This window comes from Anaerocolumna sp. MB42-C2, assembly GCF_030913705.1.
Lineage (GTDB): Bacteria > Bacillota > Clostridia > Lachnospirales > Lachnospiraceae > Anaerocolumna.
The window spans coordinates 4,533,696-4,551,655 of the sequence record NZ_CP133190.1; the positions used below are offsets into that span (position 1 = coordinate 4,533,696).

The following is a 17,960-nucleotide window of genomic DNA, read 5'->3' on the forward strand; positions in this document are numbered from 1 at the left end:
AAGAGTAGGAGCAGGAAAACACTATGAGCAAAAAAAGAGATATGTATGTTAATAAAGAAGATACTTATAAAAGGATTAGAAGACATAGAAAAAATAACGGAAGAAAAAACCGTGGTGGGGTGGCGGTTGTTATTGGTGTAATATTTGCCTTTGTTTTAGGTATTAGTTCTTTTCTGATATCCCGTAATAGGCTCACAGGTCAGGAGGAATTCCGTAAAACACAGATTCAATTAGGTAATAAAGAAGCTGATGAAAAAAAAGCTGATGTAAAAAAAGGAACCTCCGGTGAAGTAAATAAATCGGATGCCGCTTTAGAGAATGAGTATAATTTATCAGGAAATACGAAAGAAAATATAATTACCAGTAATGATAGAGCAGGAGATGGAAAAACTCAGGAAGATATTACAAAAGCAGAAGCAAATTTTTTAGATACGATAGACACTGCGGATACCTCTGAAAATAGTGAGGAAGAAGCAGAAGAAACATTTTTGCCGGGTTCCAAAGCCAGAAGTGAACCAAGGAAAGTAAAAGGAATCTATGTTACCGGACCCAGAGCAGGTAAAGAAAGTTATATGAAAGAATTGATTGACTTAGTTGATACAACGGAATTAAATACTATGGTAATTGATATAAAAAACGATAACGGTGAAATTACGTATAAGATGGACCTGCCAGAAGTTAAGGATATCCAAGCAGATGTTAACTATATCGGTGATATAAAGAAGTTAATAGACAAATTAAAAGAAAAAGACATCTATCTTATTGCGAGAATTGTTGCCTTTAAAGATCCAATCCTTGCAAAGAACAGACCGGATTTATGCCTGAAGCAAAAAGACGGCAGTGTATTCCGGGATAAGAACGGACTGTGCTGGGTAAATCCCTACAAAAAAGAAGTTTGGGATTATTTGTTATCCATAGCGAAAGAGGCAGCTGCAATTGGTTTTGATGAGATACAATTTGATTACATCCGCTTCTCCACGGATAAGGGAATTAATGATGTGGACTTTGGGAAAGAAGCAAAGAGCAAAAGTAAAATGGACATTATATCGGAATTTACAAAATATGTATGTGACAACCTAAAACCGTTAGGGGTATATGTTTCAGCTGATGTTTTCGGAACAATAATTGACAGTAAAGTAGATGCTGAAATAGTTGGGCAGGATTACAAAGAAATGTCAAAATATCTGGATTATATTTGTCCGATGATTTATCCTTCCCATTACCAGGACGGATCCTATGGAATTTTACATCCGGATTTGAAACCTTATGATCTTATAAAAAAAGCGTTGGAAAAATCTCAGACGACTTTAAAAGGTATAGACAAGGAGGATAAAGCAATTGTTAGGTCCTGGTTACAGGATTTCACTGCTACCTGGCTTACGAATCACAAATCCTACGGGCCGGAAGAAATACGCGATCAGATTCAGGCAGTGTACGATGCCGGATATGAAGAGTGGATTTTATGGAATGGCAATAATAATTATACGAAAGATGGATTAATAAAAGAATAACATGGAAACAGCCTGAGTCGACTAGTTAATGAAATATCCGGGACAGGCTGTTTTATTTATGGAAACTTATCCGAACTTCCCGATAAAATAAAAAACCCGGCCGGCAGGTCCGATTGATGGTTACAAAAACTTAATTTGACTTGGGCTTAAAAATAGGGTAATAATAATAAATATTAAAATAATTTTTTAGATTTGCAAGATTTACGATTTTATGGTGTATTAGTAATCGAGCATATAGGAAGGAGGCTTATAACTTGAAAGATGAGGCAATCATAAACCTGATATATGAGAAGAATGAATTAGGTTTATTGAAATTAGCTGATAAGTATGAAAAGCTGCTTTTCCATATAGCTGCCGGAATCTTAGGCAGCCGTTCCAGAGATATAGAGGAATGTGTCAATGATACTTACTTAAAACTTTGGAATCATATTGAACGGTATGACATGGAAAAGGCATCACTAAAGACCTATCTGAAAGTTATCGTTAGAAATACGGCAATCAATAAACTTCGTGATTTAAGTAAAAGAGAAGAACGTGAGCTTCCTGAGGATATATCCGAAATAGCAAGATATTATATTGATCATAAGCAAAGTGTTGAAGGGCAGGTGTTCCGTAAAGAAAAAATAACATTGTTAAAAGAAATAATTGGCCGATTGAATAAAAAGGACCATGAATTAGTGATACGAAGATATTTTTACTTACAATCCTCTAAAGACATAGCAGCAGCAATGAAGATGACGGTTACTGCCGTTGACAGCAGATTATCCAGGTTAAGAAATAAAATGAAACAGGATTTTGATAAGGAAATACCTTTAAACACAGAAGGGAGCAAGTTATGAACGAACTATTGTTAATTGATATGATGAGTGAGCTGAATCCGGAATTGCTTCAAGATGATTATATGGAGAAAGATATGAAGCGGGATAAGTCACTATTTTATAAATTATTCTTTTTATTTAAGAAAACCTCGAATCAACCGAACGAGTTCCCTGTGGAGTATCCTATTTCGGAGGGAATTATCAATATTAATCCGGATAATTACGAATTAGAAGCAGCAGAAGATATAAAAACTGCAGAGGTTACCGAAGAAAATGAGAGTCAAACAGAGGATAACGAATGGGGATTCCATATTGGAATATTTGAGAAAAAGTTCCGCAATCTGTTTAAGATCATATCTGGAATTGCTGCGACTGCCATTGTAATAGTTAGTATAATCGTAATAATTTTAAAGCATCATAAAAGCGGTGTTAAATTGCACCGTGGAAAGATACAGATAATATATTAGAATAACATCCGTTGTATAGTTTTTGTGCCATAAATCTATGCATACTTGTTCGTTAGTGACATGTGACAGCAAGTCATAATAAATAAAAGTAGTAAATATTAGATATAATATATTCTGATTCCAAGGGAATCCAATTACGTAGAGACTAAAGGAGATAATAATCATGTTAGAAAACTTAAAGGAAATTATTGCAGAACAGTTAAATGTAGATGAAAGTGAAATTACAGAAAGCGCATCTTTTAAAGACGATTTAGGTGCGGATTCCCTGGATTTATTTGAACTGGTAATGGCATTAGAAGAGAAATTCGATGTTGAGATACCTTCCGAAGATTTAAACAACCTTGCAACCGTGGAAGATGTTATGAATTATTTAAAAGAAAAAGGTGCTGAATAAATAGAAATCGAGGATATATTCATGAAGACGAGGATATGTGATTTATTAAAGATAGAATACCCAATTGTTCAGGGGGGAATGGCTTGGGTTGCTGAACATCACCTGGCAGCAGCTGTTTCAGAAGCAGGGGGATTGGGTATTATTGCAGCCGGCAATGCACCGGCTGAAGTAGTACGGGATGAAATCAGGAAAGCGAAAGCTTTAACCAATAAACCTTTTGGCGTTAATATAATGCTATTAAGCCCTCATGCTGCAGAAGTTGCTAAAGTAGTTGTGGAGGAAAAAGTCTCAGTTGTCACTACAGGGGCCGGTAATCCGGAAAGCTACATACCGATGTGGAAAGAGGCTGGAATTGTTGTAATACCTGTTGTTGCTTCGGTAGCGCTGGCAAAAAGGATGGAGAAGTACGGAGCGGATGCGGTAGTAGCAGAGGGTTGTGAAGCAGGCGGACATATCGGCGAATTAACAACCATGGCATTAATTCCCCAGATTGCAGATGCGGTAACTGTTCCTGTTATCGCAGCCGGTGGAATAGGCGACGGAAGAGGGTTAGCTGCCGTATTTATGCTGGGAGCAGAAGCCGGTCAAATAGGAACCAGATTTGTAGTATCCCATGAATCCATAGTTCATGATAATTATAAAAAACGGATTATTTCCTCAAAGGATATTGATTCAGCAGTAACCGGCCGCTCTACCGGTCATCCGGTACGTTCCATTCGTAATAATATGACCAGAAATTATCAGAAACTGGAACAGGAAGGTAAAAGTTTTGAAGAATTAGAATTGCTTACGCTGGGATCCTTAAAGAAAGCCGTTGTAGAGGGAGATATTATTAACGGGTCCGTTATGGCAGGTCAGATAGCAGGACTTGTATCAAAAGAACAATCCTGTAAGGAAATTATAGAGGAAGTTGTTAAGGAAGCGGAAGAATTAATTAAGAATTTTCATTTTTAGAAAATAAAGAGGATAATAAAGCATGGGAAAAACAGCATTTATATTCCCGGGGCAAGGTGCTCAGTATATTGGAATGGGTAAGGATTTTTATGATAAATATGAAGATTCCAAAGCTATTTATGATAAAGCTTCCCAGATCCTTGGGATAAATATGGCAGAACTTTGCTTTGCGGAAAATGATAAAATCAATGTTACCGAATTTACGCAGATTGCTATGGTTACAACTTGTATGGCAATATTAGAACAGGTTAAGAAATACAGTATAAAACCGGAGATCTGTGCCGGATTAAGCTTAGGAGAATATCCGGCTATAATGGCAGGTGGTGTTTTGAGTTTTGAAGAAGGTATTAAGGTAGTTCGCCAGAGAGGAATTTTAATGCAGGAGGCGGTAGAACCGGGAGCGGGTGCCATGGCGGCGGTTTTAGGTATGGATGCGACAAGCATTGAAAAGGTATGTGAAGCTACCGAGGGGATTGTTATCATTGCTAATTATAACTGCCCTGGTCAGGTTGTTATTTCCGGACAAAAGAAAGCTGTTGAACTGGCCGGTGAAGAACTTACTAAAAGCGGAGCTAAAAGAGTAATTCCTCTTAATGTAAGCGGACCATTCCATTCTCCTATGTTAAAAGGAGCGGGAGAAAAATTATATGAGGTCTTAGGAGATATTAAGATAAAGGATCCTGTGATACCTTATACTGCTAATGTAAATGCAGAACTAATCAATAAGAAAGATAACATCAGAGACCTTTTGTCAAAACAGGTATACTCTTCGGTTAAATGGCAGCAGAGTGTGGAAGCTATGATAGCAGCCGGAGTTAATACGTTCATTGAAATCGGACCGGGCAAAACACTTTCTGCTTTTGTTAAGAAGATTGATAAATCATGTAAAGTTATTAATATAGAAAAAGTAGAAGATCTGGATAAGTTACAGGAGGTTATAGGATGCTAGAGAATAAAATTGCAATTGTAACCGGTGCCAGCAGAGGAATCGGCAGAGCTATTGCTGTTACTCTTGCGCACTATGGCGCTACAGTGGTAGTGAACTACTGCGGTTCCAAAGAAAAAGCGGAGGAAGTAGTAGATATTATAAAAAGTAATGGCGGTAATGCTGTGACTTATCAGGCAGATGTAGCAGATTTTGATGCAGTTCAGCTAATGTTTTCTGAAGTGATAAAACAATTCCGAAAGGTTGACATATTAGTAAATAACGCAGGTATTACCAGAGATAATCTCATTTTAAAGATGACGGAACAAGAATTTGACGCAGTAATTGATACCAATTTAAAAGGTGTTTTTAATTGTTTGAAACAGGTTTCCCGTCTTATGTTAAAACAAAAAAGCGGAAGAATTATTAATATTTCCTCCATATCCGGTGTAATCGGTAATGCCGGACAGGTGAATTACAGCGCTGCGAAAGCAGGGGTTATCGGTATGACCAAATCTTTAGCCAAAGAGTTAGGTTCCAGAGGAATTACCGTTAATGCTATAGCACCCGGTTATATTAATACAGATATGACAGCGGTTTTAAGTGATGATTTAAAGGCAAAGGTTACGGACTTAATACCGTTAAGAAGATTAGGTGAAGTAGAAGACATTGCGGAAACGGCAGCATTTTTAGCTTCTGATAAAGCAGCATATATAACCGGTCAGACCATACAGGTTGATGGAGGTCTGGGAATATAAAACCTGTTTGCCTGATAGAAAGCAAGAGTATCTTTTAATTGGTTGCAAAAGAGGAATAATGTAAAGTAACTAGAGTTAATTAGGAGGATTACGGTATGAAGAGAGTAGTAGTTACTGGTATGGGAATTATTTCCCCTATCGGAAATGATATTGATACATTTTGGAATAGTTTAAAAGAAAAGAAGAATGCATTTAAACCAATCACGTATTTTGATACAACGGATTATAAAGTTAAGTTAGCGGCCGAGGTGGAGGATTTTCAGCCGGAAAAGTATATGGATCCCAAAGCTGCCAGGAGAATGGAAACTTTCTGTCAGTTTGCAGTGGCTGCATCCGCACAGGCAATTGAGAATGCAGGACTTGACTTAGAGAAAGAGGACTTAACCAGAATCGGTGTGTCGGTTGGTTCCGGTATCGGAAGTCTTCAGGCAATTGAAAGAGAACATCAGAAACTATTGGAGAAAGGACCGAAAAGGATTGCTCCTTTATTGGTTCCGTTAATGATTTCTAATATGGCAGCAGGAAATGTGGCTATTAATTTTGGATTAAAAGGAAAGTGTACTAATATTGTTACGGCATGTGCAACAGGTACCCACTCCATAGGGGATGCCTGCCGTTATATTCAGTGTAATGAAGTCGATGTTATGGTTGCCGGAGGAACGGAAGCTGCCATATCACCAATTGGTGTTGCTGGCTTTTCCGCATTAACAGCTATGACTACGGAGACCAATCCGCTAAGAGCATCCATACCGTTTGATAAAGAAAGAAGCGGGTTTGTAATGGGTGAGGGTGCAGGAGTTGTTGTGTTAGAGTCCTATGAGCATGCAACCTTAAGAGGTGCCAATATCTTAGCTGAAATTGTTGGTTATGGTGCAACCTGTGACGCTTTTCATATTACTTCTCCAAGTGAAGACGGAGAGGGAGCTGCCAGAGCTATGTTGTTAGCTGTAAAGGAAGCAGGGATTAAACCGGAAGAAGTGGATTATGTAAATGCACACGGAACCAGTACACATCATAATGATTTATTCGAAACCAGATCCATTAAAAAGGCATTTGGAGATCATGCATATAAATTAAATGTTAACTCCACGAAATCCATGACCGGACATATGTTAGGTGCGGCCGGTGCAGTTGAATTTATTACCTGTGTAAAGTCTGTTATGGAGAATTACATCCATGCAACTGCAGGTTACCAAATACCGGATGAAGAATTAGATTTAAATTATACGAAAGAAGCCGTGACCGATAAAACCGTAAACTATGCAATCAGCAATTCTATGGGATTCGGCGGTCATAATGGTAGTTTATTAGTAAAGAAATTCGTAGGTTAGGAGAAAATAGCTATGGAAATGGAAAACATTATTAAGCTTATTCAAACAGTATCGGAATCCTCTTTAACTTCTTTTAAATATACGGAAGGAGATAGCAGCCTGGCACTGGAAATTAACCGCAGCATTGTATACTCTCAGACACCAGAAGTTTCGGTTACACCGATTATTACAGGAATGAAAGCGGAAGCAGCCAAAGAGGAATCGAATAAACTTACGATTACATCACCTATGGTCGGAACATTTTATACAGCGAAATCGGAAGGAAGCGATCCATTTATTACAGTTGGTGATGTGATTAAAAAGGGTCAGATTATTGGAATTGTTGAAGCTATGAAGTTGATGAATGAGATTGAGTCAGCTTATGACGGTGTTGTAGAAGCGATATTAGTTAAGAATAAAGATATGGTTGAATATGGTCAGGCTTTAGTAAGCATAAGACCATTATAATACCAGTGTTATAAGAATATTGCCCAAGATGAAACAGCAGATTTTGATTATGTTAGGAGCAGGATAATGTTAAATATAAATGAAATCAAAGAAATTATAGCTCAAAGAAGTCCATTTTTATTAATTGATCGTATTGATGAATTAGAACCAGGTAAACGTGCTGTTGGACGTAAATGTGTATCCTATAACGAACCTTATTTTATTGGGCATTTTCCGGATGAACCTGTTATGCCGGGTGTACTGGTTATTGAAGCACTGGCACAGGTAGGTGCCGTGGTATGTTTATCCGTTGAAGAAAATAAAGGAAAAAATGCTTATTTTGGAGGAATCAACAAAGCCAGATTCCGCAACAAAATTATACCTGGTGATGTTTTGACTCTGGAAGTTGAATTAATAAAAAGCAAGGGCAATGTTGGGGTAGCGAATGCCAAAGCATATGACGGAGACAAGATTTTTGCAGAGGCTGAATTAACCTTTGCAATCGGTTAAGCTTCTTCCCCAGTATCTGACCTGTCGTATAAAGACCATCCTGGCGGGGAGGTTGAAAGAAAATATGAAACAGAAAGGCTGCCACGTGTTGATTCTTTCAACCGTTTTCATTTGTGGCAGTAACACATCTTTCGGCAGATGTGTTATGAAATGGGTGTAAACTATGATTAAAAAAGTTTTAATAGCCAACCGTGGAGAGATTGCAGTCCGTATTATCCGGGCATGCAGAGAAATGGGTATCAATACGGTTGCCATATGCTCAGATATAGATAAGGACGCACTGCATGCCCAACTTGCTGATGAAACCGTATGTATCGGTCCAATGGCCTCTAAGGACAGTTATTTACGTATGGATCGAATCTTAAGTGCTACTCTTGCAACCGGTGCAGATGCGATCCACCCCGGTTTTGGATTTTTATCCGAAAATAGTAAATTTGCCGACCTTTGCAGTAAATGCAATATTACTTTTATCGGACCATCAGCAGAGGTAATTGACCGAATGGGAAATAAATCCGAAGCCAGAAAAACTATGATGGAAGCGGGCGTACCCGTCGTACCGGGTACAAAAGAGCCTGTTTATACCGCAGAGGCCGGGAAAAAGATCGCCGATGAGATGGGCTATCCGGTTATGATAAAAGCTTCTGCAGGCGGCGGCGGCAAGGGAATGCGTATTGTTCAGACAGAAGAGGAATTTTTGCATCATTTTGAGACTGCCAGTCAGGAAGCAAAAAATTCTTTTGGTGACGACACCATGTACATCGAAAAGTATATTCCAAAGGCAAGACATATTGAATTTCAAATACTGGCCGACAACTATGGTAACGTAATACATTTAGGAGAAAGAGATTGTTCCATCCAAAGAAGACATCAAAAGATGATTGAAGAAGCTCCATCCTTTGTTATAGATGAAAACTTAAGAAAGATTATGGGCGATACAGCCATAAAAGCAGCAAAAGCAGCCGCTTACTGTAATGCAGGAACCATAGAATTTATCTTGGATCAGGATAATAATTTTTATTTTATAGAGATGAATACCAGAATTCAGGTAGAACACGGTGTAACGGAAATGGTTACCGGTATTGATTTGATCCGTGAGCAGATTAAAATTGCCGGCGGAGAAAAGTTATCTCTCACCCAGGAGGATGTTAAAATCAAGGGACATTCTATTGAATGTAGAATAAATGCTGAAAATCCAAGTAAAAACTTTATGCCGTCTCCAGGTGTTGTTACCAGTCTTCATATGCCGGGAGGTAACGGCGTACGTATTGACTCAGCTCTTTACACAGGTTATCGTATACCGGCAGCTTACGATTCTTTAATTGTAAAACTTATGGTACATGATGCAACCAGAGAACTGGCAATCCAGAAGATGCGCGGTGTTCTTGGTGAATTAGTCATTGAAGGAATAGATACCAATATCGATTTTCAATATCAGATTATAAATCATGAGGATTATATAAAAGGTAAAACAGATACCGGATTCGTTGAAAGAATGTTATCCGAAAAGGAGGCCTAAATGCTAAAGGAAATGTTTAAAAAGAATCCAAGTAATGGAGCAGGACTTAAACATGTTCAACTTGGCGAGAAGATAAAAGATTCATTGGATGAGGCCCAAATTCCTGACGGTCTATTTGAAAAATGTGATAAATGCAATGAGATTGTATATACGGAAGATGTAGTTGCTAATTATTATATTTGTCCTAATTGCGGAAATTATTTTCGTATCAGTCCACGAACCAGAATCAGTATGATCGTAGATAAAGGTTCCTTTGAAGAATGGGATATGGAGCTTCCCATAAGTGATCCGCTTAATTTCCCGGGATATAAGAGCAAACTGGAGTTAATGAAAGTGGTAACGAATCTGGATGAGGCAGTTATCACCGGAGAAGGTAAAATTGATGATACAAAAGTTGCTATAGGTGTGATGGCATCCAATTTCCTGATGGGAAGTATGGGTGAAGTGGTTGGTGAAAAAATTACCAGAATGATTGAAAGAGCAACGAAACAAAAGCTTCCGGTTATTCTTTTCTGTTGTTCGGGTGGTGCAAGAATGCAGGAGGGCATTATATCTTTAATGCAGATGGCTAAAACCTCCCAGGCTCTTAAGAAACATGATGAAGCAGGGCTTTTATATGTATCAGTGTTAACGGATCCCACCACCGGAGGTGTTATGGCCAGTTTCGCTATGTTAGGTGATGTGATTTTAGCGGAACCCGGAGCTTTAATCGGATTTGCAGGACCTAGGGTAATCGAACAAACCATCGGACAGCGTTTACCGGAGGGATTCCAAAGAGCAGAATTTTTACTTGAACACGGATTTGTTGATAAAATAGTAAAACGTAATAAATTAAAACAAACGTTATCAATGCTAGTGAAGAGTTAATTATTCATAACCTCAGGTGACTGAATTGTCACGTGAAAACAAAAAGTTTAGGTTGGGAGATGAAATTATGTCAGCAGATTTAACTGCGTGGGACCGGGTACAATTAGCCAGAAGTACAGAGAGACCTACAACCCTGGATTTCATTAGTGCTATATTTAATAAATTCATGGAACTGCATGGAGACCGTGTCTGCCGTGATGATGGTGCAATCGTTGCAGGACTTGCAACCATTGATGAAATAACGGTAACCGTTATCGGACAGCAAAAAGGTCGAAGTATTAAGCAAAATATGAAAAGAAATTATGGAATGCCCAATCCGGATGGTTATCGGAAAGCATTGCGTTTAATGAAGCAGGCGGAGAAATTTAACCGGCCTATTATCTGTTTTATTGATACTCCCGGCGCTTATTGCGGTATAGAAGCAGAAGAGAGAGGACAGGGAGAAGCTATTGCAAGAAACCTTTATGATATGTCAGGAATTAAAGTGCCCATCTTGTCCATTGTTATTGGGGAAGGCGGCAGCGGTGGGGCTTTAGCTCTTGGAGTAGCGAATGAAGTATGGATGTTAGAGAATTCAACCTATTCTATTTTATCGCCGGAGGGATTTGCTTCCATCCTTTGGAAAGACAGTAAAAGAGCCAATGAAGCTGCTGAGGTTATGAAGATTACGGCTTCAGATTTACAGGAACTTAAAATAGTTGAACAGGTGATTCCGGAAGAAGAACCATTATGTGTGGACAACATGGATACGGTTGCCTGTCAGATACGAACCGGAATTATTGATTTTATCAATCGGTTCAGGGAAAAAACAAAGGATGAAATCGTAACAGAACGTTATGAAAGATTCCGAAATATGTAATAATCTATTTTTATTTCATAGGGAAGTTCTCGGAACTTCCCTATGAAATAAAAAGCCCTACCGGGCAGGATGCGCATGACGCGCCAGAGGTAAAGAGTCACTAAAGTGACAGCGCGTCAGCTCTAGAGTCTGTTGTGTATGCTAAAAGGGGCTGTTGTAAAAGGATAAACTTATCAAACTCAGGTCTGTAATCTCATTATTTTTTCTTGAGTAAGATAAATTTTAATTTTGCAGCAGCTCCTTTGGTATACTGCTTATTTTACTTCCCAAAGGTTTTTCGGAATATTTTGGGATTATACCCGGAATAATGCTTAAAAAAGTTAGAAAAGGAACTTAAATCTTCAAAACCAACCTGAAACATAATTTCCGATATAGGAAGATTGGTATTTTCCAACAAGGATTTGGCACGCTCCATCCGGAGCTTATTAATATAATTAAGAGGCGTAGTCCCCATCCTGTTTTTAAATAAACGGATAAAATAATTTGGATGCATATGCATCCTATCGGATAAATCATCGATGGTAAGTTTATTCTGTAAATGATCATTGATATAGGAAATAACGGAATAAAATTCGGAATGATTTTCTTCTCTTATGGAAATATGTTTCTGGTCAGCTAAGGCTATGTAATCCGATAGAAGAGATAATATCCCTGCTTTTAAACGAAAAGCAGAAGCAAGTGAATTTTCCTTAGCCTGTTTAAAAATATCGTCAAAATGGGAAATGATTTGATCATCCTCTTTTACATCGATATAGTAAGGTAATCCCAGGTTCTTAAATAACTGATCGTCCCAGGCCTTTATTTCAAAGTGCAACCAGTATTTAATTATGTAATTATCATTAATATGATAAAAGGAATGTTTTGTCTGGGAGGGAATAAAAAACATTCTTCCTTTAATCCCCTGATAAACCGTATCCTCAATTTTTATTTCACATTCTCCGTCGGTTATATAATAAATTTTGCAAAAAGGGCACAGGATATTATTTTCTTTCCAGTTCGGTCCGCAATGGGTATAACTGCCATAATAATAATCGATATAGAGATTGGAAAAATACTTAGAATAGTTAATATCCATTGACAGCTCCTTTAAGAAAATATAGTTAATTTTTTTCAACTTTTCGTTTGAATTTTGTATTACATATTTATTATAACGATGTTAAACTATTCTTGTCAACGAGAAGTATTATGGTAAACAGTTCTGTAATTTTATTAGTGTTACGGTATTGGAAGCAGTAAGTTAGTTTTGTAATTATCCGGCTGAAACACAGTAAAGCGAGAGGAGAAGATAGTATGACAGGATATGAGGAAAGAGAAAAAAGAACGGAATGGTTCCGTGAGGCACGTTTTGGTATGTTCATACACTGGGGATTATATGCTATACCTGCCAGGGGTGAGTGGGTAAAAAGTACGGAAAAAATCAGTACCGAAGAATATAATAAGTATTTTGAGGAATTTAACCCGGTTCGGTATAATCCTAAGGAATGGGCAAAATATGCGAAAGAAGCAGGGATGAAATATGCGGTGCTGACAACGAAACATCATGATGGATTTTGCCTGTTTGATTCCCAGTATACAGATTTTAAGAGTACCAATACAAAATGCGGCAGGGATCTGGTAAAAGAATATGTGGATGCTTTCAGAGAAGAGGGAATTAAAATCGGCTTCTACTATTCTCTGTTAGACTGGCATCATCCGGATTATCCTCATTATGGCGACAGACAGCATCCTATGCGGGATAACGAGGAATTTAAAGATATAAAACATAACTGGGAGAACTATATTAGTTATTTCCATAATCAAGTCAGAGAATTGTTAACGAACTATGGGAAGATTGATGTTATCTGGTTTGATTTTTCCTATGATAATGACAGACTTTCCGGTACGGAATTTGAACATATGTCAGGGGAAACCTGGAGGGCAACAGATCTGGTTAAAATGATCCGCTCTCTTCAGCCGGATATTATTATTGATAACCGCCTGGGCGGAGATGCCAGAAAAGAAGAACCGGACCTGCATTCGGGAGATTTTGTTTCACCGGAATGTATGATGCCGGCGACAGGCGAATTAGATACTCTGGGACGTCCGGTGCCCTGGGAATTATGTCTTACTTTAAATGAAAACTGGGGTTATGCCAAAAATAAACCCTGGGATTATAAAACGACCGAAAATGTTCTGCATATGCTGGTAGAATGTGTCAGCAAAAACGGCAACATGCTGATTAATGTTGGACCCAATGCAAAAGGAGAATTTCCGAAAGACAGTATCAGAATCTTAAAAGAAATCGGCGAATGGATGAGGGTCAACGGTGACGGTATCTATGGCTGCGGAATAAGTGAATTCAGTAAACCGGAATGGGGCCGCTATACTCAGAATGGAAAAATGCTTTATGCCCATATCTATGACAGGCGTGTTGGTGGATTCCGTTTGGAGGGATTAGAAGGAAAATTAAAAAAAGCACGCATTTTAGAAGATGGAGCGGAACTTAAACTCACACGTCCCTGGAATGGAGAAGATTATCCTGAGGATGCCTATGTTGAATTAGATATTGCAGGACTTTATGATGAAAGAGATACTGTGTTGGAATTAGAATTGTTATAAGTTTCATCACAAATACGGATAGCGGCAGAAACAGATTGCCGCTATCCGCGTAATGTCAACGAATATAACTTTTATACTTTAATAATTTCATATTGGGTATTGAGTACAAGCCACATTTCCGAGAAGTAATACATTATATTCCAGATACCAATACCCTCTATACCATAGCTTTTCAGGATTTGAAGAGAGGTATTAATGCTTCTGGCATCCTTAAACCATACAATATGCGGCTGGTTCAAATTGTCGATATATTCAAAATATGCGGATAAAGTGGATTCATCGTAGTTAATGACAGCGTTTACTTGGTAAGCTAATGCAAGGACGGAATCATAATTAAGGGCATTAGCTCTTGTTGAGCCTGGTATATATGGTAACGGCCAGTCGTAACCCAATGTAGGCAGTCCTATTCTTATCTTATCAAGAGGAACCTGGGTAACGATATAATCTAATAATTCATTTGTTGTTATAATCGAAAATTGAGCGGGAGACCGTTCAGTAAAACCCCAGTCATAAGATAAAAACAGGAGTCCATCGGAAACGTTACTGAGCTCAGTATAATTAATTTTTTCGAATGTTATATCAACTCCATTATATTTTAATCCCGGGTTGAGTGTCAAAAATACGGAATAGCCCTCTTGATGAAGACGACTTAACACATTTGTTAAAAAGTTTAAATAAAGTCCCTGATTAATTGAATTAATGAATTGAAACGCCAAATTTACTCCGTTATAACCCTTTGCTTTTAATATATTCAAAAGGTTTTCAATAATCGTATCTTGAATTTGCTGGTTCAACAGCACTTCATATTCAAACTCTAAATCTATGTTTCCGGTTTGAGAATAGGTTGTTACTACCAAAGTAGTAGCACTACCATATAAATTTGCTGTCTGGATTACAGAAATATCATCATTACTTCCGATAAGCTCACCATTATCAGTTATACGGTAATTAAATATAAGCAGATAAGTCAGACAGGGTAAGGTTTTCTTAAGTATTTCTTCATTTATAAAAGGATAAGTATAACCGGCTACCCATACACTGCCGAGATTGTTATTATAGCTTATGACTAAAGTTTCGCCGGGATAAATAAACTGTTCATTAGCAAGATCCGGGTTATTTCTTAGTAACTGCAGAACAGTAACATTATAAGCCTCTGAAATACCTGCTAAGGTATCACCTTCTTGAACGGTATAAACCTGTGCAGGATATGTTATAACCAAGGTTTGGCCGACTATAAGGTGATAGGGATCTTCTATACCATTATCAACTATTAATTTTTCTACTGATATACCAAATTTTAAAGCGATTGAATAAATCGTATCCCCTTGTTGTACCACATATATCTCCATAATAAACCTCAATTAATCATTTATTCTATTATATGAAGTGATGATACTACATATTATTAAGTAAGCGATTAGTTAACGAATGAATTATTTGAGAGAGGGTGCCTGCGGCTCAAAGTTAGCAGGTTGTGAGAAAGGCATGGGCATTAATATGAATTATACGATTGAAAATGAGATTTTAAGTATTACTATATCAACCAGGGGAGCAAAACTACAGTCAATTCTTGAAAGAGATGGCACAGAATATTTATGGCAGGGCGATGAGAATACAGGGCCTGACAAAGCACCTAATATTTTCCCCTATGTTGCAAGATTAACAGAGGGTAAGTATTATTATAACGGTAAGTATTATGAGATGCCGATTCACGGATTTGTAAAAGGCAGTGAGCTCAAGGTAATTTATTATACGAAAGAAACGATAGTTTTTTTTATGAGCAATAATACAGAAACAAGGAAGATGTATCCTTTTATGTTTTCTTATCTTGTTCGTTACAAATTGGATGGGAAAAAGTTATATATTAAGTATGAAGTTATTAATCAAGATGATAAAACCATGTATTTTGGACTAGGCGGACATCCTGAATTTCGAGTTCCAATAGAAGATTTCCTTCAGTTTGAAGATTATTACATGGAATTTTATGATAAAAAAGATTTGATGAGGGTGGGAATTTCGGAAAATAATTTTGTTAACGGAATCGATAAACCATTTTCATTAAGAGAGAATAAATATCTGGATTTAAAGCATGAGCTTTTTAATAATGATGTTATAATCCTAAAAAAAATGAGTAAAAGTATTACTCTGACATCGGACCTGGGAAGAAAAGGGGTTGTCGTATCATATCCACAGATGAAATATCTGGGAATCTGGCATAAGCCTAAAATAAAAGTTAATTATGTATGTATTGAACCATGGACCTCCTTACCGTCCAGAGAGGGAATAACAGAAGATATAACGAAACAGAAAGATCTTATCAGCCTGGAGGCCGGTCTCTCATATACGAATACCTGGAGTATTGCAATACTATAAAGTAATTCAGGTAACCGGTTGTTATTACCGGTTACCTGAAAGTATTACTTACATATAGAATAAATTATTGAAACGCCTGTTGCTTTATAAATTTAGTAAAATCCGAAAGGTTTTGTTCAAAGCCATCTTTTTTAAGATAGAATGCTTTTTCCGGGCCAATATAAATATAGATATAATTTTTATATTCTTTGATTTCGGTTATTTGCATATATGGATATTTTGAGATATATTGGATACCGGATAGAGTGAAATAATCCTCATAAAATGTAAATACCGCTTCCTTACTTTTGTTCTTATCATATATTTTCTTCATTGCACCTACTAATTTCTCAATTCGGATTCCCTGATAATAGATAAATACGAATAAAAGAATAAGTGCTATGGCGCAACCCAGCACACCGGGTCCGGAGGTGTATAAAAACATTAATATTACAAAAAAGGATACACCCATAATAATCCAGGTTTTTAATCTCTTGATAATTTCATTAAAGTGGAAATAATCTTTAAAAACTTCCTCTGTGTATTCGGTTCGGTTAACATACAGTATGGTGTCTTTCAAATTTTGTTCTTCTTTTTGCTTTTGTTCTATATAAAACTTAGTCAGTGCTTCCGTCTTCTTATCTTTTAATAATTTTTTCTTCTTGTTTTTCTTTTTAACCAGGAAAATCCAAATCACAATAATTACTGTCAGGATAACAAGACTTAATAGTAAACGAAAGGTAGATGCTTTTTCCTGCTTTTCTATTTCCGCTTTATCAAAGAATTTCGTAAAGTGGGTACCTGCCACCAACTCCTTAACAAAAGTTTCGTCTACCGTATCAATACTGCTATTCTTAAAGGTATCAAAGGTAATAGTTGAGCCGTTTACAATTGTTCCATAGATGATTTCAGTCAGGGGTGCACCATTCTGAGTCATCTCAATACTATACCGAAAAAAAGTTGCTTCCTTGTGAGGATACTCTGTAATCTCCATCTTTGCACTCTTATCATTTGAAGTACCGAGTTCGTTCAAAAAATCTGTTAATTTATCTTTAGATAACAATGATAAATTAAAAATATCTTTTGTCTGATTAGAGTATTTCTGCAGCAGCCTGACGGTTGTTTTGGTATTGGGATCATATAATACAGCCCTAACTCCCATTTTACTAAAATTACTTTTCTCACTTTTAGGATCGGTTATTCCTGCTTCGTTCCACTTAGCATCCGTATCCGGTGTATCTTTCGTTAATACAACGGTATCTTCCGGCAGATTTAACGAAAGATATAGTTCAGAAAACTCCTGCACCTTGGCTTGTACCTGAAAGGATGGGTAAACAGCCATTACTATAATTACGGTTATAAGAAACCGGCTCATTAATTTATTCTTCATAACTTTTATCTCCTTGTATGAAATAACCAACATTTAATTATCTTACCACGAATAGATAAAAAGTTCTATCCTTTTTAATCTATAAGTATAAAAAAATGATATATTAAATCTAAATTTTTTGTAATATAGAATATTTTCAGTTAATGATTGAGTAAATGGGATTTTTAAGCTTTGTGAATAGAGGAAAGTTATTCTATTCACAGGTACTTTAAAACACCCGTTTCTGTATAATAGATAACTTATCATAAACTAAATGATAAGATTACAAAAGTATGATAGAAAAC

General features: G+C 37.0%; 18 protein-coding genes. 15 read left to right on the top strand and 3 right to left on the bottom strand.

Going from position 1 to position 17,960, the window contains the following annotated elements:
* The first annotated feature begins 23 nt into the window (after nucleotides 1–23).
* The 13 genes from RBU59_RS20205 to RBU59_RS28835 all read left to right on the top strand — a co-directional run bounded on the left by RBU59_RS20205 (nucleotide 24) and on the right by RBU59_RS28835 (nucleotide 11,336).
* Nucleotides 24–1,511 carry a putative glycoside hydrolase gene (locus tag RBU59_RS20205; protein WP_308144282.1) on the top strand — a complete coding sequence of 496 codons (1,488 nt, stop codon included), beginning with the start codon at nucleotides 24–26 and terminating at the stop codon, nucleotides 1,509–1,511.
* Between the two features lie 254 nt (nucleotides 1,512–1,765).
* Nucleotides 1,766–2,350: an RNA polymerase sigma factor gene (locus RBU59_RS20210; RefSeq protein WP_308144283.1), complete on the top strand. Its 585-nt coding sequence runs from the start codon at nucleotides 1,766–1,768 to the stop codon at nucleotides 2,348–2,350.
* Entirely contained in the window at nucleotides 2,347–2,796 is a 450-nt protein-coding gene (locus RBU59_RS20215; RefSeq protein WP_308144284.1) for a hypothetical protein, read from the top strand. Before RBU59_RS20210 ends, RBU59_RS20215 begins: the two co-directional genes overlap by 4 nt.
* Nucleotides 2,797–2,959: 163 nt before the next feature.
* Nucleotides 2,960–3,190: an acyl carrier protein gene (gene acpP / locus RBU59_RS20220; protein ID WP_308144285.1), complete on the top strand. Its 231-nt coding sequence runs from the start codon at nucleotides 2,960–2,962 to the stop codon at nucleotides 3,188–3,190.
* Nucleotides 3,191–3,211: 21 nt separating this feature from the next.
* The gene (gene fabK, locus RBU59_RS20225) at nucleotides 3,212–4,144 is read left to right on the top strand and encodes an enoyl-[acyl-carrier-protein] reductase FabK (protein WP_308144286.1); all 933 of its coding nucleotides are present in this window, start codon (nucleotides 3,212–3,214) and stop codon (nucleotides 4,142–4,144) included.
* A 22-nt stretch (nucleotides 4,145–4,166) separates the two neighbouring features.
* Nucleotides 4,167–5,093, top strand: a complete 927-nt coding sequence (fabD, locus tag RBU59_RS20230; protein ID WP_308144287.1) for an ACP S-malonyltransferase — start codon at nucleotides 4,167–4,169, stop codon at nucleotides 5,091–5,093.
* Complete coding sequence (fabG, locus tag RBU59_RS20235; RefSeq protein WP_308144288.1) at nucleotides 5,087–5,827, top strand: 3-oxoacyl-[acyl-carrier-protein] reductase; 741 nt, start codon at nucleotides 5,087–5,089, stop codon at nucleotides 5,825–5,827. The genes fabD and fabG overlap by 7 nt, the downstream gene beginning before the upstream one ends.
* A 95-nt stretch (nucleotides 5,828–5,922) precedes the next feature.
* A complete protein-coding gene (fabF, locus tag RBU59_RS20240) occupies nucleotides 5,923–7,158 on the top strand; it encodes a beta-ketoacyl-ACP synthase II (RefSeq protein ID WP_308144289.1) in 1,236 nt (411 codons plus the stop codon).
* A 12-nt stretch (nucleotides 7,159–7,170) separates the two neighbouring features.
* Entirely contained in the window at nucleotides 7,171–7,605 is a 435-nt protein-coding gene (gene accB, locus RBU59_RS20245) for an acetyl-CoA carboxylase biotin carboxyl carrier protein (RefSeq protein ID WP_308144290.1), read from the top strand.
* A gap of 66 nt (nucleotides 7,606–7,671) precedes the next feature.
* On the top strand, nucleotides 7,672–8,094 hold the full coding sequence (fabZ, locus tag RBU59_RS20250; RefSeq protein WP_308144291.1) for a 3-hydroxyacyl-ACP dehydratase FabZ: 423 nt from the start codon (nucleotides 7,672–7,674) through the stop codon (nucleotides 8,092–8,094).
* 163 nt (nucleotides 8,095–8,257) lie between these two features.
* Entirely contained in the window at nucleotides 8,258–9,610 is a 1,353-nt protein-coding gene (locus RBU59_RS20255; protein WP_308144292.1) for an acetyl-CoA carboxylase biotin carboxylase subunit, read from the top strand.
* Entirely contained in the window at nucleotides 9,611–10,477 is an 867-nt protein-coding gene (gene accD / locus RBU59_RS28830) for an acetyl-CoA carboxylase, carboxyltransferase subunit beta (RefSeq protein WP_308144293.1), read from the top strand.
* Between the two features lie 67 nt (nucleotides 10,478–10,544).
* Nucleotides 10,545–11,336, top strand: coding sequence for an acetyl-CoA carboxylase carboxyltransferase subunit alpha (locus RBU59_RS28835; protein WP_308144294.1), 792 nt, complete (start codon nucleotides 10,545–10,547; stop codon nucleotides 11,334–11,336).
* Between the two features lie 259 nt (nucleotides 11,337–11,595).
* On the opposite strand, the gene RBU59_RS20270 is transcribed toward RBU59_RS28835, so the two are convergent.
* Nucleotides 11,596–12,411 (bottom strand): AraC family transcriptional regulator, encoded by an 816-nt coding sequence (locus tag RBU59_RS20270; RefSeq protein WP_308144295.1) that lies wholly within the window; start codon nucleotides 12,409–12,411, stop codon nucleotides 11,596–11,598.
* Nucleotides 12,412–12,626: 215 nt separating this feature from the next.
* On the opposite strand from RBU59_RS20270, the gene RBU59_RS20275 reads away from it, so the two are divergent.
* Nucleotides 12,627–13,934, top strand: coding sequence for an alpha-L-fucosidase (locus tag RBU59_RS20275; RefSeq protein ID WP_308144296.1), 1,308 nt, complete (start codon nucleotides 12,627–12,629; stop codon nucleotides 13,932–13,934).
* A gap of 71 nt (nucleotides 13,935–14,005) precedes the next feature.
* On the opposite strand, the gene RBU59_RS20280 is transcribed toward RBU59_RS20275, so the two are convergent.
* Entirely contained in the window at nucleotides 14,006–15,283 is a 1,278-nt protein-coding gene (locus RBU59_RS20280) for a LysM peptidoglycan-binding domain-containing protein (RefSeq protein ID WP_308144297.1), read from the bottom strand.
* Nucleotides 15,284–15,362: 79 nt separating this feature from the next.
* Between RBU59_RS20280 and RBU59_RS20285 the strand changes: the two genes are divergently transcribed.
* Nucleotides 15,363–16,307 (top strand): aldose 1-epimerase family protein, encoded by a 945-nt coding sequence (locus RBU59_RS20285; protein WP_308144298.1) that lies wholly within the window; start codon nucleotides 15,363–15,365, stop codon nucleotides 16,305–16,307.
* 64 nt (nucleotides 16,308–16,371) lie between these two features.
* Here the strand turns inward: RBU59_RS20285 and RBU59_RS20290 are convergent, their stop codons facing one another.
* Complete coding sequence (locus RBU59_RS20290) at nucleotides 16,372–17,676, bottom strand: YcxB family protein (RefSeq protein ID WP_308144299.1); 1,305 nt, start codon at nucleotides 17,674–17,676, stop codon at nucleotides 16,372–16,374.
* Between the last annotated feature and the right edge of the window lie 284 nt (nucleotides 17,677–17,960).